15 protein-coding genes and 1 pseudogene are annotated in these 15178 nt (G+C 36.4%); 5 read left to right on the forward strand and 11 right to left on the reverse strand.

All coding sequences use genetic code 11. From position 1 onward, the window contains the following. Positions 1 to 160: 160 nt before the first annotated feature. The 7 genes and pseudogenes from ACIQZA_RS17590 to ACIQZA_RS17620 all read right to left on the reverse strand — a co-directional run bounded on the left by ACIQZA_RS17590 (position 161) and on the right by ACIQZA_RS17620 (position 6076). A complete protein-coding gene (locus ACIQZA_RS17590) occupies positions 161 to 2245 on the reverse strand; it encodes a serine hydrolase domain-containing protein (protein ID WP_402883264.1) in 2085 nt (694 codons plus the stop codon). A 611-nt stretch (positions 2246 to 2856) separates the two neighbouring features. Next, positions 2857 to 3198 (reverse strand): hypothetical protein, encoded by a 342-nt coding sequence (locus ACIQZA_RS17595; RefSeq protein WP_402883262.1) that lies wholly within the window; start codon positions 3196 to 3198, stop codon positions 2857 to 2859. 141 nt (positions 3199 to 3339) lie between these two features. Next, the gene (locus ACIQZA_RS17600) at positions 3340 to 3564 is read right to left on the reverse strand and encodes a hypothetical protein (protein WP_402883261.1); all 225 of its coding nucleotides are present in this window, start codon (positions 3562 to 3564) and stop codon (positions 3340 to 3342) included. 448 nt (positions 3565 to 4012) lie between these two features. After that, positions 4013 to 4240, reverse strand: coding sequence for a YdbC family protein (locus tag ACIQZA_RS17605; RefSeq protein ID WP_400939229.1), 228 nt, complete (start codon positions 4238 to 4240; stop codon positions 4013 to 4015). 144 nt (positions 4241 to 4384) lie between these two features. Then, positions 4385 to 4621 (reverse strand): annotated as a pseudogene (locus ACIQZA_RS17610) (HNH endonuclease domain-containing protein); the annotation flags it as partial. A 420-nt stretch (positions 4622 to 5041) separates the two neighbouring features. Further along, on the reverse strand, positions 5042 to 5365 hold the full coding sequence (locus ACIQZA_RS17615) for a pyrophosphohydrolase domain-containing protein (RefSeq protein ID WP_400939231.1): 324 nt from the start codon (positions 5363 to 5365) through the stop codon (positions 5042 to 5044). 24 nt (positions 5366 to 5389) lie between these two features. Next, entirely contained in the window at positions 5390 to 6076 is a 687-nt protein-coding gene (locus ACIQZA_RS17620; RefSeq protein WP_400939234.1) for an NERD domain-containing protein, read from the reverse strand. Positions 6077 to 6486: 410 nt separating this feature from the next. Here ACIQZA_RS17620 and ACIQZA_RS17625 point away from each other — a divergent pair, with 410 nt between their 5' ends. Continuing rightward, entirely contained in the window at positions 6487 to 6978 is a 492-nt protein-coding gene (locus ACIQZA_RS17625) for a hypothetical protein (protein ID WP_400939236.1), read from the forward strand. Between the two features lie 57 nt (positions 6979 to 7035). On the opposite strand, the gene ACIQZA_RS17630 is transcribed toward ACIQZA_RS17625, so the two are convergent. After that, positions 7036 to 8115 carry a DUF1835 domain-containing protein gene (locus ACIQZA_RS17630; protein ID WP_402883257.1) on the reverse strand — a complete coding sequence of 360 codons (1080 nt, stop codon included), beginning with the start codon at positions 8113 to 8115 and terminating at the stop codon, positions 7036 to 7038. 183 nt (positions 8116 to 8298) lie between these two features. On the opposite strand from ACIQZA_RS17630, the gene ACIQZA_RS17635 reads away from it, so the two are divergent. Next, positions 8299 to 9480: a pyridoxal-phosphate-dependent aminotransferase family protein gene (locus ACIQZA_RS17635; protein ID WP_402883254.1), complete on the forward strand. Its 1182-nt coding sequence runs from the start codon at positions 8299 to 8301 to the stop codon at positions 9478 to 9480. A 310-nt stretch (positions 9481 to 9790) separates the two neighbouring features. Here the strand turns inward: ACIQZA_RS17635 and ACIQZA_RS17640 are convergent, their stop codons facing one another. After that, positions 9791 to 10081 (reverse strand): DUF3995 domain-containing protein, encoded by a 291-nt coding sequence (locus ACIQZA_RS17640; protein ID WP_402883252.1) that lies wholly within the window; start codon positions 10079 to 10081, stop codon positions 9791 to 9793. A gap of 458 nt (positions 10082 to 10539) precedes the next feature. On the opposite strand from ACIQZA_RS17640, the gene ACIQZA_RS17645 reads away from it, so the two are divergent. Then, a complete protein-coding gene (locus tag ACIQZA_RS17645; protein ID WP_049666523.1) occupies positions 10540 to 10731 on the forward strand; it encodes a hypothetical protein in 192 nt (63 codons plus the stop codon). 87 nt (positions 10732 to 10818) lie between these two features. Here ACIQZA_RS17645 and ACIQZA_RS17650 read toward each other — a convergent pair whose 3' ends face one another. Both ACIQZA_RS17650 and ACIQZA_RS17655 read right to left on the reverse strand, forming a co-directional pair. Then, entirely contained in the window at positions 10819 to 12141 is a 1323-nt protein-coding gene (locus tag ACIQZA_RS17650; RefSeq protein ID WP_402883250.1) for a D-serine ammonia-lyase, read from the reverse strand. Then, positions 12131 to 12604 carry a YaiI/YqxD family protein gene (locus ACIQZA_RS17655; protein WP_274069206.1) on the reverse strand — a complete coding sequence of 158 codons (474 nt, stop codon included), beginning with the start codon at positions 12602 to 12604 and terminating at the stop codon, positions 12131 to 12133. The genes ACIQZA_RS17650 and ACIQZA_RS17655 overlap by 11 nt, the downstream gene beginning before the upstream one ends. A 187-nt stretch (positions 12605 to 12791) precedes the next feature. Here ACIQZA_RS17655 and gdhA point away from each other — a divergent pair, with 187 nt between their 5' ends. Together gdhA and ACIQZA_RS17665 are read left to right on the forward strand one after the other, a co-directional pair. Then, positions 12792 to 14165, forward strand: coding sequence for an NADP-specific glutamate dehydrogenase (gene gdhA / locus ACIQZA_RS17660; protein ID WP_400939248.1), 1374 nt, complete (start codon positions 12792 to 12794; stop codon positions 14163 to 14165). A 185-nt stretch (positions 14166 to 14350) separates the two neighbouring features. After that, positions 14351 to 15037, forward strand: coding sequence for a phosphoribosylaminoimidazolesuccinocarboxamide synthase (locus ACIQZA_RS17665; protein ID WP_400939251.1), 687 nt, complete (start codon positions 14351 to 14353; stop codon positions 15035 to 15037). The last annotated feature ends 141 nt before the right edge of the window (positions 15038 to 15178 follow it).

Here is a 15178-nt window from a genome sequence, read left to right on the forward strand (position 1 = left end):
GTCACCATGGACACCCTTGTCTTTCGCTAACAGTTCCTACTGCCAAGCCTGTAGTGGACTTTCACCACCAAGTTGTTGCGCATGCCGGGCGCACAACAAAACCAGCAAAACACCTTTTCGGTGTCGTACTGGTTTTATTGAAATCCTTCTTGAATTGTAGCTAGTTCAACGTGATTGCAAATTCCGAATTCGGCGCTCCAGCAAATACAACTGTTCCGTTCTTCGGTAGTTTTACTTTGTTATTGCCACTCACAACAGTAAAATTGACACATACACCATTCTCATCATATACCGCGAACGAACTCTTCGATGGCAACGCCACAGTCATCGTTTTCCCGGCTACCGCTTGTGGGATCGTAAACCATCTCGCATGCCCATTTGCTTGTAGCGTAACTTTGGATGATTGGCCTATATCAAGTGGCTTTATGTTGGATCCACTTACGTATAACAATCCGGACATCTCCATATATTCATTACCGCCTTCTGTATAGAAACGAGATTCCGTCGTATCACGGCCTGTCATCACGGGGATCTGGAGCTGATGTGCAGCAGTGTTTGGGCCTGTAATTTTTCTGCCGTTCCAATATCCCTCTAAACCCTCATTGCGATTAATTTGTGTTGTAAGCATCATTGGTAGGAAATATTGAGCAGAACTATATTTCTCGTTTATGAGATAGAACTTAACGCCTTCCCGCTTCGCCCATACGGCAGCGGTTTCCTTCGATAGCACATTGTCTTCTAGTTTCTCGGCTAAATATTGAGTAGCCGCTGCTTGCCCTAAACCTGGCAACGATATAAATGTGCTCTCCTTCAAATATGTTCGTCTATTCTTCTCTGTAACGAAGTTGAGCTTGGAGGTACCTGTCTCATTAATAAAGCTTCCATTCGCAGTATATACATATTTTTCTTCTGGATTAAATGGTAAGATCAGTTCTCCATTCTTCGTAATTTCTATTTTGAAATGACTGAAACTATTGCCGTAAAAACCTGCTTTCTTTTCTACTTCTTGAGGCATTTTGGCTTTGACCGGCTTGCCAAAGGATTTGTTCGGCTTGATATCCTTAATTGTGCCCTTCTCTTTAAGGGCTGCGAGCAGTAATTCAGTCGCCATCAGTTGATTTGTAGAGCTGCTACCGCCTGATGACAACACAGCCACTGCCATCTTCTGTTCAGGAAGTACGACCAGTGAAGCATGTTGCAGTCCCGTGTCGCCGCCTTTAGCCAAGCCCTTTATCCCATATTCACTAAATGGATATAGTTTCACACTATCCCAGCCAAGACCATAGTTGAAGGTATTATCTCCATCCCCTGGCCACATTCCTTTTTTATATTCCTCTTGCTCCATCGCCTTGACTGCCTTATCAGAGAGGATTCCTTTTCCCTGTCTCATAAATATTTGTGAGAATCGCACCATATCTTCTGCTGTGGAAGAGATCCCTCCCGTACCAATCACATTCACCAATTCAGTAGGAAGCTGCCCTTGGTACGTAGGAAAATAAAGCCCAGCCCGTTTATCGTTTTCCCATTTGTCCTGCGGAGTTTTCGTATGATTTAGCTTTAAGGGTTCTGTAAACCGTTGATGTATAAATTCGGTAAAGCTCATACCGCTTACTTTTTCCACCATTATCTCAGCCAGCGTAAAGCCGTTGTTGCAGTATACCGAGAACGCGCCAGGGTCCGCCTTCAAGCTCTGGTTGGACAATTGTCGCAACAAGTTATCATGGGCATAGGTATCATTATCTTTGAATAAAAATGAATTACCATACTCAGTACCTTGCAAGCCGGAGGAGTGGTTCAACAGCATACGCGGCGTAATACGTTTATACCGTTCATCCTTCATCTTGAAATCAGGAACATAGTGGACGACAGGACCATCCAAATCAACTTTTCCTTCGTCTACTAATTTCATCACAGCCGCCGCTGCATACATTTTACTGACTGAACCAATCCCGTATAGGGTATCTTTGGTCAGTGGTTGTTTCCCATTCATATCGTTCTTACCTGTCTGACCCGACAAAATAAGTTTGCCATTATCAATTAGCGCATACTGCACGCTAGTCGTTTCATACGACTTCGTGAGTAGCGCAGCCTTCTCTGCCGCAATCTTCTTCAGTTCTTGGCTAGCTACTTCTTGGTTAGTTACTACAACCGTATTCTGACTGCTAGAAAACGCCATCGCCCCTGTTGGTAGGCTCATCGTTAACGCTAATGTAGCAGCTAACACCCCAGATAGTTTATTTTTCATAAAAGAATTGCCTCCTTAGATAAGTAATCGATTTCATTGCTTATTTCAAACAAAGGTGCCCCTTGTAGTCCTTGTTTAGCAGTATACATAAGCAAAAGTCAGCAGATTTGTTTTTAATATATAACTCATTTAATACCTCCTTTTATCTTATACTTTAATTGTAAGAATCTATCTTCTCTTTTTTCTTACTCATTTCTTACAAATTTATTAATTGTAAAAAAGATCGTCTCATACGGCCTTTGAGGGAATCATTCACTATTTATGCAGCTGGAGAAGGAAGAAGGAATTATATGATGTAATGCTACAGCCCAATCAAGTTCGTTGAATTTCATCTCTCCAAATTTTTAAAAAACTCATGTTGCCTTTTAGTCTTCCAAGCATTTAATTTAGTCACATTTCATTAGGAGAGAAATCTTGTACATTTAGCCAAAGGGTATACTCACTTAAATTCCCCTTACCTCTTCCTTCCTTTTTATAACATGCATCTTTTCTTCTGTTCATCCACTCTTTCTTTTTGCCATACATAAATAAACCCCAATTTTTATAAAATAAAAAATCATATTTAAGGTAATAACTTCCTTAAATATGATCAAAATCAGAGAACTTGATTATTAAACTACTCGTTTCTTTCCTTTTGATTTAACATTTTTCAATATACTCATTTCTTCAGAGTGATCAATATAAGGAACATTTTTAATTTGAAGCCCTAATATTTCTTGTATCCTTGCTCCAGTACTTGCTAAAAGTATCCAAATCAAACGGTCACGTTTGTTATCTATAGCATTACGGATTTGTTTAATTTGTTCTAAGGTAAGGATATTAAAATCACTCTTTACCTCTTTAACCTTAAATATGGAATGAACTGTTGTATTGGCTGCACGAGCATGTTCTAAAAAACCTTTAAACACATTAAACCCACGATTGATCTCTTTCATAAGTATCGGATTTCCCACTTCATGAACTTCCCCCAAATAAACATAGAAGTTATATATGGTACTTAATATACGGTTAATTGTAGTGGGAGTTCGTTTACTTTCTTGATATAGGACAGGTGTACTGTCATATGGGTTTTCTTTGAAAAGGAATTCTCTAAATTACTGAATATGTCTTGGAGTTATTTCATCATAAACATAATAATTATGGATAAGAAAATCCCAATATATTTTCAAATCCCTACCATTCGCTATTAATGTGTTATCTGCTTTGTTGTCTGATTTTAGTTTTTTCATATATTCATATACTGGCTTAACAATTTTCATTTCATCATCTAACAGTAGAGGGAATTTACCATTTTCACCTTCTAATATATGTAGTTCCAATTCTATATCACCACCAACACACAATATATACATATTATGTAATAATACTTTAATATTACCATTTTATGTATAAATAATGTATCTTATTTCACTAAAAAATATTAGATTATTTGTTAAACTATAAAGCATTGTGTATCTCTGAATAATATCATTTTTTTCCAAAATAAAAATGGTGAAAGGTAGATATAAATCCTACTCTCATTCACCATTTTCTTTCTACTATATTATGTCTCTATGATCCTCATACGTGTTAAACACTTTTCACTTAAGATAACATCCGCCTCACCCCCCTTCAAAAGGGAGTTCAGCCGCCACCTGCATTATGAATTGTTGCTATTGTTAGTCTAACAATTTTACGAAATATATTCTATGGAAAATCCTCAGAAAATTTAAAATTGCTACTCACTTACATAATTAGTCAAACAACTCTAAAGAGTTGCTCTGTACATTAATCCAAGTCTGACAACTTAGCTAATGACTCTTTCAAAAGCTGTAATTCAGACAGTGACAACGTAACACCCTTCCCCATCTTTGTATGATCTTCCGACCAATCTCTAATATCGTATTTCGGCTCACGACCATTCCAGCTAATTAAATTCAATTCTTTTTTCCAGCCTTTATTGCCTTCCGATAATACCGCAACTGTTTCAACAATTTCGTATTTAATTTCAGCCATATTCATTCCTCCTTATTGTATCTGTAATAAGAACTATATCTTGAAATAATAGGATTATCAAACGTGACAACACTTGCAACTTGTATACCTTCCTTAGTTCCCATAACGTCGTATATCCGTTCATTATTGAGTAATCATATAAATCTACAAGTTTGTTATTTTCATATGTATAAAAATAATTGGTTCTCTAATTGACACTAAATTATAGTTTCTTTCAAGCATGGACTCTAAATAAAATTTAGTTGTGATTTTGTCACTTTTTTGCAAGTTACAACCATTACACGCCAACACTAAAATCCATAAATTATCATTTTGAACAAAGCTCCACGGAATGAAGTGATCGACGTGTGTTTTTCGGCGATTAGTTGATAAATCACAATTACAATAGAAGCATCGATTTTGTTCAAATTGTGTAGGAACCTTGTAAAATTAAAGAACTGTGCTTTGAAATCACTTCTACTTTCGAAAGCAAAGCCATTATACTTGTAACTTCATTCACTTTTTCGAGATATTTGGCTAAATGATAATTTGTTAGATTTGTTAAAACCCGCTGGTATTTTTCATGAATTGATAGACAGGATTGTTGAAACGAAAATGTGCATGTTTGATGTCAAATTCATAGAATACCCCTGCTGTATCTCCGTAAAATGCGCCGATCACGTTCTGCTTACAATCACGCTTTACCTCATTGACGATTTTTAGTTGCAACGAATCTAAAAGTTGATCGAATTGCCATTCGGGAGGGATAGCATTATCATTAGCATATTTCTGCAAGATGGTTCATACGACTACTGCTTCCTCCTAGTCCTTCACCTCAACTAAATATATACCTTTCGAAAAGCCTCCGCGTTGGCTCTTCTTCTGAGTACGTATTTGTTCTAATTGTTCGTAGGGCACGTCGTACATTTGTATAGCTGTATGTACTAATTCTAAAATATCCGCAAGTTCCTCAACGGCCTCTTTTGGTGAGGCTGCCTCTAGAAATTCTAATGCTTCTTCTTGCATTTTCACTTTTATTTCCTCTAAGTGTTCTCCTTGTTCTAATACTCTTATGCTACATGTTTTACCCTGCTCTTCAATTACTTGAGGAATTAAATCACGTACTAATTTATTGTATATTGACATGCCAACTGTCCCCTTTACATACGATTATTTTCCATATTTCTGCTGAATCGTTTGAATATGTTGTTTTTTGACTTCATTGGATACTTGCATTTGAGGTACCAGCTTATTGTAAATTGCTTGAATATCGTCTTGAGAGAAAAACTGTTGTGCAGTTTGCTTTTGTGTTTGGATAAAACGCCTTACATTTTCTCGTTTTATAACATGAACATTTTGGGAAGTTACTAACACCTTTTTTAATGTACAGCGGTCACTAAAGACAATGACTGAATGAATTGCTTCTTTCGGGAGGTCTAAAAAGTCTTGAATTGCACGGATATGCGTAGCATTTTGACGGATTGGATTGAAAAATTTATATTTTTTCTTATTCGGCATCGTTTGTGTCCATTGTTGTTGTGTTTCATTGCCAAAAATCCAACCACTATAGTTTTTTGACTCAATTACATATAGACCAGTTCGATCAATATAAAGTAAATCAATCTCCGTTAATTCATCTGAATTTCTTTTTGGAATATATACATTTAATAATTGTCTATGACTTTGTAAGGCATGCCGTTCAATAATTTTCGATGTTAAGTACTCACCATTTCTCCCTTTATTTAGTTTAACTGCAAAGTAATTATTTTTTGTCTGTTTATAATAGACACTTTTCCGATAATGTTTTTCCATAAAGTAAAAGCTTATCACTATCGATATAAAAATTATAATTAGCATAAACATACTCTCCTATCTCTTGTTTCTTTCACTTCATATAAGCCAAAAATCCTAAAACTATTATATCAATATTTTTATGGATATTTTTAGTATTTTTTACATTAGTGTTCAATTTTTCATCAAAATAGTTTCTTGTAGCATTTTAGTTTGAATTAAATTATTTTTTGGAAGCTATCTTGTTCAAACACTGATTTTTTGTAACATCTACAACCCTTGGCTACTAGTTTACTAACCCCTTTTTTTGTTCCAATCAATCATTTGTCAAAAATTCATTATTAATACAATTTTCATATCCGTTGAAATAGTGTAAATGCATCATTAACATTAAATTCCGGATATAATTAACTATAGATATATGACTTTAGTATTGTTATTATTATGAAGTATTTTTTAAGAAAGGGGGTTTTCTTATGTACGATTCTTCATATTACAATGATTTCGATGATTTAGACGTGGAATTTCTCATTATTATGTTAATTTGTATTGCATTGATAAGTATTGCAAGCTATGTAATTAGTTCACTTATTTATTACCAGGCATCTAAAGTAAATGGCTTTAGCAAACTGGCTTATATTGCTTGGATTCCGATCATTGGTATATATAACCTTTTCTTATTAACAGCAAAGGGTAATAATGACGTAACAGTTCGAGCAGCAGCAATGAAAAATGCTATTATTTATGCTGTATTGACATTTGTTTCTTTTATTCCGTTTCTGTTTCTGGATGTGATTGCTTCAATAGGTCTTCTCGGCTTTATTTTCTATATCACATATCGCCTCTTCTATCGTTGGACTGGTGGAACTGGGAAAGCTGTACTTTATACGATTTTATCGTTCATCACATTAGGACTATTCTATTTTATCTATGGCTTAATAAAAATGAATAAACCTTTCGTTGCATAATACATATGCAAGTACAAAAACCTCTTTTTACCATTTAAGGTTAAAGAGGTTTTCTAGTTATTCACGTAATTTCACACTATAGTGTCTTATGGACTTAGGAATACCTTTTAATGCAAGCACCCCACTATAGACTAAAAATCTTATTCTAGATTCTAAAAAGAAGACACTAGGAAGCTCTTCTATCAAAGGTAAGAGTTCCGCAATCACTGCCCCTGTCTTGATAAAATCTGTTGTTGCTTGTTCACTATGTAGCCTTTCTATCGTCTCTATAATAAGGGGATCAAAATAATTTTCTGGTACCCCTTTTATTCCATTATTAATCCATAAGCGCAGAATATCGTTAGTTTGCGATAATGTTTCCCATTCATTTTGGAAAATACGACGGTCCTGGATAGTTAATGGCTTTTTTTCTTCTATGTTCATAAAAAGCTGCGCTAATTGCTGTGAACTAAGATGGCTTGTCTCACAATTAACCTTACTCTGTTCTGTTGTATTAATAAGAAAAATCTCATTTGATTTATTTCGCAATAAATAGAGGAAAAAACGAAGCCCGCATTGTTCATCTGCATTATTACCATACCAAATATAGATAGGAACATGATTCGAAATATCTTCTATTTCACGCAAAGTATTTGTAAACTTATTTTGATAAACATCTTCTTGTTCATCGTTAATATTTACAAATAACCAATTGTTTCGGAATGTTTGACCTCTTTTCTCCTCTAGCTTCCACAATGGTCCAATTGAGAAGCAATCAGGGAATCCAATCACATGTTTAGGTGGTGCTAGTGCTACTCTCACTGAACCAGCTGCAGATTCAGAGCTCACAATATGAACTGCCTGTGTTGTTATTCGTTGATCCACAGAACAATGTTTTTGAATACAGTCATTGATAATTTCTACGATGTCGCTTAATTTATGTTGCTCAAGCCAGAATCCCCACTCGTCAATTGCTTTACTTTCTTCATGGTTGAATGCTTCAAATTGAACATGATGCTGTAATTCATAAGCCTCCCATTCACTCCTATCTATCAAATCCGATGCGTTCAAATAATTATGTGTTTTAATTCGATAGACAAAAACCATATTTGATTCCAATAAAAAATAAATATATGGATACTTTACTTTCGATTCCATCACTTAGCCCCCCTTCTATAAAAATTTTACCATACAAAAAATTAATCAGATGTATTTCCTACTCTCTTACGACACTTGATCTATCAAATTTTGAAAAAGAAGTTAGCTAACAGAAAAAATATGCTATATTATAGTTAGAAAATTTCGAATTTCTAATTTTTAATACAAAGGGGTTTGATGATTGTGTATGAAAATATTTTAAGACATCCAGGACCTACGCCAATTCCTAAAAAGGTTCAGCTTGCGATGAATCGCGATATTATTAGTCATCGAAGCAATGAATTTGTAGCGCTTTACCGTGAAACAATTGAATTAGTAAAACCTATTTTCGGGACAAAGCAGGATATTTTACTTCTTCCATCAGGTGGTACAGCAGCTTTAGAGGCCGCGGCGGTTAACACTGTTTCTGCTGGTGAAAATGTTGTTGTGATCACTGTTGGAGCATTCGGAGACTATTTTGTTTCGATTTGTGAGAAATTCGGCTTTCATGTACATAAGCTTGAAAAAGAATGGGGACAAGCTTGCACAGCTAAGGAGCTACGAGAATTCTTGCAACCGTTGAAAGATATTAAAGCTGTTTTTGTCACATACAATGAAACTTCGACTGGTATCTTAAACCCAATTGCTGAATTAGCACAAGTTGTACGTGAGGAAACGGATGCATTGTGTATTGTCGATGGTGTAAGTTGCATAGGTGGAGCTCCTGCTGAAATGGATGCCTGGGGGATCGATATTCTTGTTACTGGATCTCAAAAAGCGATGATGCTACCTCCTGGACTTTCTCTTGTCAGCGTTAGTGATAGAGCTTGGAACGTTATTGAAGAAAATAATACACCGTCCTATTATTTAAACCTATTAAGCTATCGTAGCTGGGCAGAAAAAGGGATGACTCCAAACACGCCTACTGTGACACTTATTTCTGGACTTCATGAGGTTTGTAAACTTATAGAGGAAGAAGGAGGCTTTGAACATACAGTTGCTCGCCATGAGCTAATGAAAAACATGGTGCGTCATGCGATGAATGCCCTTCATATTGAACTTCTCACTACGGATGAGCATGCTTCTCCGACCATTACAGCGATTATGGCACCAAAAGGGATTGCACTCGGTAACTTCTTGGCACATTTAAAACAACAATATCATTTAGATTTTGCTGGTGGCCTCGGCCATTTGCAAGGTAAAATTTTTAGATTCGGCCATATGGGCTATTGTTTCCCAAGTGATATTTTACAAGCAGTTTCTTTAATGGAAGCGGCACTTCAAGACTTTGAATATGACTTTGAGCCAGGTGCAGGTGTGCGGGCAGCACAGGAAGTATTTTTAACCGCTCAGCGAAAACAATGCCACGATAAAGTGAAACTTTAATCAGCGAGGCCTTCTTCATCCCCACAGATATGATTCCCCTTCACCAATTGGGATTATATGGGTAATTATTCTTCCTCTTATTGCTTGATAATGTGGGATAAAGATTTAAACTTCCAAATCTATGTATGGATTTGGAAGTTTGTTTATTTATTGTCCCTATTCAATCTCTAATTAAGCAAAAGGGCCATATAATGTAGTAACTGATTGTACTAATTCAAAATGGTTTCATTCCTCATAATGAAAGGAGTTATTTCAATCAAAAACAATAATGATTGCCATCCTCTAGACAAAATAGAGAAGTGGTTGGTTTTTACTGGTTATGCAGCTTTTGTTTGGTCGACTCTAGTAAAGGAAGTGATTCTGATCCCAATAAGCTTTGAATTATCCCTACACCACCCCTCAAACCTAAAACCACACATGCTCCCCATCCTAAAATGAGCAACAACCAGGATGGAAATCGTCGTCCCCATGCTTGAACAAGGGCAAGTGCAGCAATTATACATAGGCCAATTGCAACCAGATTAATGATGAATAACACTTCGCCCATTGTCTGGACTTCAAATCCTAAAGTGCCTCCTGTAGCCCAGTAAATGTGGATCAACCCGAACTTTTAGTAATTGTTGAACCGTTTTTCTTGTTAGGAGGAATCTTATATGGACTTCTTGCTTTTCTTTAATCTATACGAAAAAAAGTTAAACAGGACGGGATAAATAGGAGATAACCCTTTAGTAATTCAAGACGAGCGCGATTACTGAGCAAGAAGAAATGTTCAATTTAAAAATCCTTATTTAGACCAATATCTTCAACCTTGGTCTCATCATGTATACCTGTCATTAAATTGAAAGTTCTTAATGCATAATGAAACGCACATATACTATTTCATTTTTTAGTTATTATTATTAAATATTAAACAAGCATTGAAATCGTAAGAGAACGATACACCTAAGTACATGATCGACTGAATAATCTTTTACAGCCCGAATTATGAATATGAGTACATTTTCAAAAGCTAAAAGTGTTATACTAATAAACACGTTATAAATTGAGGAGTTAGACAGTATGAAATATTTTAAACCACAAATGCAGCAACTTGTGAAAGAAAACCGTGAATTACATGATCGCCTAAAAGAGTTAATGTCCGAAATGGATTTGCAAAAAAATTATGCTTTAAAAGCTTTATATCACGCTGAAGTAGCGGACGGTGGACGCTATCAGCAAGATTATCAAGCGTTGGACTATTTATATAAATAACTTTAAAAGTAATAAACGCAAGAATGTTGATTCCGATAGCATTCTTGCGTTTTCTTATTAACTAACTACCTTAATCATTAATTTTTGCTACTGGCACACCTTTGCCATGTACTCCCCACGCATTTCCTCCGGCACCATACTTCCACCTGTTGCCCATACAAGATGGGTAGCTTGCTCCATCTTATTAACTAAATCATGCTTTTCTAAATAACTTTGTCCATTTTTCATTAACTGAATTGGTCCGAACATCCCTGCATGTGCAGATGGTTCTAAAAATAGACCTTCCGAATCTATCGCTAAACCGAGCGACGTAAATAATTCTTCATCTTTCACTGTATAACAACCACTAATATATGTTTCCATCACTTTGCCAACAAATTTTGACGCACGACCAACAGCAAGGCCATCTGCTTCGGTTTTATTAGTAAGACCGATATCTTCTACACTAATTTCATCATGTAAACCTGTCATTAAGCCAATTGTCATACAAGGAGATGCTACGGGCTCTGCGAAAAATATATGGGCATGCTCTCCAAAAATTTCACGTATCCCGTACGCAACTCCCCCCGGTCCTCCACCTACACCACATGGTAAATACACGAACAATGGATGGGCAGCATCCACAGAAATATTCGTCTTTTCAAACTGTGCTTTTAAACGCTTCGCCGCCACTGCATAGCCGGCAAATAGGTCCTTCGAATTTTCATCATCAATAAAATGACACATAGGATCTTGTTCAGCCTCTCGACGACCTTGTTCTACAGCAACACTATAATCTGCTTCATATTCAATAACTGTCGCACCTTTTTCACGCAGTAATGCTTTTTTCCACTCTTTTGCATCACTCGACATATGTACAACGACATTAAAGCCGAGTTTTTTGCCCATAATGCCGATACTCAATCCTAAATTACCTGTAGAACCTACGGCAATTGTGTATTGCTGAAAGAACGATTGAAAGTCCTCTGTTGCCAACACAGCATAACTATCCTCTTTTGTTAGCTTGCCACTAGCGATCGCAAGCTGTTCTGCCTGCCTTAATACTTCAAAAATACCACCACGGGCTTTAATAGAGCCGGAAATTGGCAAGGCATGATCGCATTTTAAGATAAATTGACCTGGTATTAATACATCAAATTCTTTTTCAAGAGCTTTCTTCATGCAAGGTATATCTAGTAAAGACGATTCAATAAGCCCTTTGCTTTCCAAAAGCTCTGGAAATGCTAAAGTTAAATAGGTAGAAAAGCGTTTAAGTGTTTCCTCTGCCTCCTCAACTTCCTCCATTGAAAAAAGATTTGTTTGCGCCTTTTTTTCTCGATTTGTATTTTTCCAAAGTACAGTATGATGATTTGCTAACTCGTTTAGTCCCGGAAATTGATTTAATAGTTCGTGTTTACGCTCATTTTCCACCTTCAGATTCCTCCATTTTTTGAGCCGAAATCGCTCGTTCACAAATTTGTCGAAATTTCAATTCAAACGAAATATTGTTTTCTTGAGTTCGTTTTTTAGGCCCTTTCGTCCGTCCTCCAGCACGTCTAATTTTCTGTCCAACATGGCGCATATCGAGCAAACGTTCGATATTTTCATTGGACATCTCTCTTCCATTTTGATCGATTGGATAACCTCCTCTTGCCAAAACCATAGCTGCTAAACCGTAATCCTGTGTAATGACAATATCATGTTTTGAAAGCGCATTCACTAGCGTAAAATCAACCGAATCTGGACCCTTCGGAACCATAATTGTTATTACATTATCACGTTCGATACGGTGGGATGTATCGCAAAACAAGATTGTTTCAATCTCAAACTCAGATGATATAGATAACGCTAAATCCACGACTGGACAGGCATCAGCGTCAATTAAAACCTTCACAATAAAGCATCATTCCTTTCTCATAATTAGATAGATCGCTCAACTCATTATTATTTTAATATAATAAATCCTCTCCCCCGTTTGTTCAATTCTTCACAAACTTTAGACGGTTGGAAAAAGTATTTTATTGAATAGTGTGAAAAATAGATATACGATACAAATATCAAATAACTGGAGGTTTTTTACTATGACAACTACAACTGTAAGCAACGAACAATTAGCAAAAGAATACGTTGATGGCGTATTCGAGCAACTAAAACAACAAAATAGTTATCAAGCAGAGTTCTTACAAGCAGCTGAAGAAATTTTCATTTCATTAGTGCCTGTATTTGCACAACACCCTGAATATATTAAAGCCAATATCTTATCTCGTATCGTTGAGCCAGATCGTATCATTTCTTTCCGTGTAGCTTGGCAAGATGATAACAATGAAGTTCAAGTAAACCGTGGTTACCGTGTGCAATACAGCAACGTAATGGGGCCATACAAAGGCGGTCTTCGCTTCCACCCTTCCGTAAATGAATCCATTATCAAATTCTTAGGCTTTGAACAAATCTTTAAAAATGCTTTAACAGGCCAACCAATCGGTGGTGGTAAAGGTGGTTCAAACTTCGATCCTAAAGGTAAATCAGATTCGGAAATTATGCGTTTCTGTCAAGCATTCATGACTGAATTATACCGCCATATTGGTCCAGATGTCGATGTTCCAGCAGGTGATATCGGTGTTGGCGCTCGTGAAGTAGGTTATTTATGGGGCCAATATAAACGTTTAACAAAAGCAAGCGAATCTGGTGTATTAACTGGTAAAACTCCTGGCTACGGTGGTTCTTTAGCCCGTAAAGAGGCAACTGGTTATGGTACTGTATATTTTGTAAACGAAATGCTAAAAGATGTCAATGATTCATTCGAAGGTAAAACAGTTGTAGTTTCTGGTTCTGGTAACGTTTCAACATATGCTATTGAAAAAGCACAAGCTTATGGCGCAAAAGTTGTTGCTTGCTCTGACTCTTCAGGCTATGTTTACGACCCAGAAGGTTTAGATCTTGATGCAATTAAAGCAATTAAAGAAGTAAAAGGCGATCGTATCTCCACTTACCTAAACTATCGTCCAAATGCTACATTTACAGAAGGTTGCACTGGTATCTGGACGATCCCTTGTGACATCGCGCTTCCATGTGCAACACAAAATGAAATTAATGGCGATTCGGCTCGTACTTTAATCTCTAACGGAGTGAAAGCTATTGGTGAAGGCGCAAACATGCCATCAGATCTTGAAGCAATTAACGAATTCTTAAATGCTGGCGTATTATTCGGTCCTGCTAAAGCTGCTAATGCCGGAGGTGTTGCTGTATCTGCTCTTGAAATGGCGCAAGATTCAAGTCGTGTTTTCTGGTCATTTGAAAAAGTAGATGCTAAATTACATGAAATTATGAAAAACATTTACGCGGACAGCAAAGCAGCTGCTGAAAAATATGGCTACCCCGGCAATCTTGTAGTTGGCGCGAACATCGCTGGCTTTATAAAAGTTGCTGATGGTATGCTAGCTGAAGGCGTTTATTAACATTAATTTCAGAATCCTTTCAATACACTTAAGGTGATAACGAACATTCGTTATTACCTTGATTCACCATTAGAAACGAAGTTGAAAACATAAAAAAATCGTTTAAAACGAACATTTTTACTATTAAATATCCAAAACATTCGTGTTATAATAATGAAGTAGTACGAAATATTGGAGGGGTGTTTGTGGAATTATTGTATACAGGTAAAACGAAAAATGTGTTTCAATTAGAAGATGGTCATTACTTATTACAATTTAAAGATGATGTAACTGGAGAAAACGGCGTATTCGATCCGGGTGCTAATACTGTAGGGTTAACAATCGACGGCGCTGGTTTAGCTGGACTTCGCTTAACTTCTTATTTCTACTCAAAACTAAACGAACAAGGTGTTCCTACTCACTACGTTGATGCAAACTTCAACGATGCAACAATGACAGTAAAGCCTGCAACTGTTTTTGGTAAGGGTTTAGAGGTCATCTGCCGCTTCAAGGCAGTAGGCTCTTTCCTACGTCGCTTTGGCGCTTACGTAAAAGAAGGACAAGACTTAGATTCTTTCGTAGAGGTTACCATCAAAGATGATGATCGACTAGATCCGCCCATTTCTGAAGATGCTTTAGCCATGTTAAACCTGTTAACACATGAAGAATACGCAATTTTAAAGCAACGTACAATTGAAATTGCTAAATTTGTTGCTGCAAAGCTTAACAAAAAAGGGTTAACACTTTATGATATCAAACTAGAGTTTGGCCGCGACGCTAAAACAAATGAAATTTTATTAATAGATGAAATTTCAGGTGGTAATATGCGTGCTTACAAAGGCGAACAATACATAGAACCATTAGATCTTGAAAAAATTATGTTAGCTGAATAAAAAATTATTCTATTAAAATGCCATGACTGACTAGATACGAGTAATCAAAAAGAGTCGCTTTCTTGCGGCTCTTTTTGTTGCTAACATGTTTTTTCGAAACTTTTCATCGAATTACACGTATACTAATTATACGCATCATGC

The sequence above is a fragment of the Lysinibacillus sp. NPDC096382 genome, assembly GCF_044762845.1.
In the GTDB taxonomy this organism is placed as follows: Bacteria; Bacillota; Bacilli; order Bacillales_A; family Planococcaceae; genus Lysinibacillus.

Excerpts from the sequence above, each read along its gene's own strand:
- ACIQZA_RS17645 (WP_049666523.1), top strand. The coding sequence starts at position 10,540 with ATGAAATATTTTAAACCACAAATGCAGCAACTTGTGAAAGAAAACCGT.
- ACIQZA_RS17620 (WP_400939234.1), bottom strand. The coding sequence starts at position 6,076 with ATGCTAATTATAATTTTTATATCGATAGTGATAAGCTTTTACTTTATG.
- ACIQZA_RS17605 (WP_400939229.1), bottom strand. The coding sequence starts at position 4,240 with ATGGCTGAAATTAAATACGAAATTGTTGAAACAGTTGCGGTATTATCG.
- ACIQZA_RS17625 (WP_400939236.1), top strand. The coding sequence starts at position 6,487 with ATGTACGATTCTTCATATTACAATGATTTCGATGATTTAGACGTGGAA.
- ACIQZA_RS17630 (WP_402883257.1), bottom strand. The coding sequence starts at position 8,115 with ATGGAATCGAAAGTAAAGTATCCATATATTTATTTTTTATTGGAATCA.
- gdhA (WP_400939248.1), top strand. The coding sequence starts at position 12,792 with ATGACAACTACAACTGTAAGCAACGAACAATTAGCAAAAGAATACGTT.
- ACIQZA_RS17615 (WP_400939231.1), bottom strand. The coding sequence starts at position 5,365 with ATGTCAATATACAATAAATTAGTACGTGATTTAATTCCTCAAGTAATT.
- ACIQZA_RS17590 (WP_402883264.1), bottom strand. The coding sequence starts at position 2,245 with ATGAAAAATAAACTATCTGGGGTGTTAGCTGCTACATTAGCGTTAACG.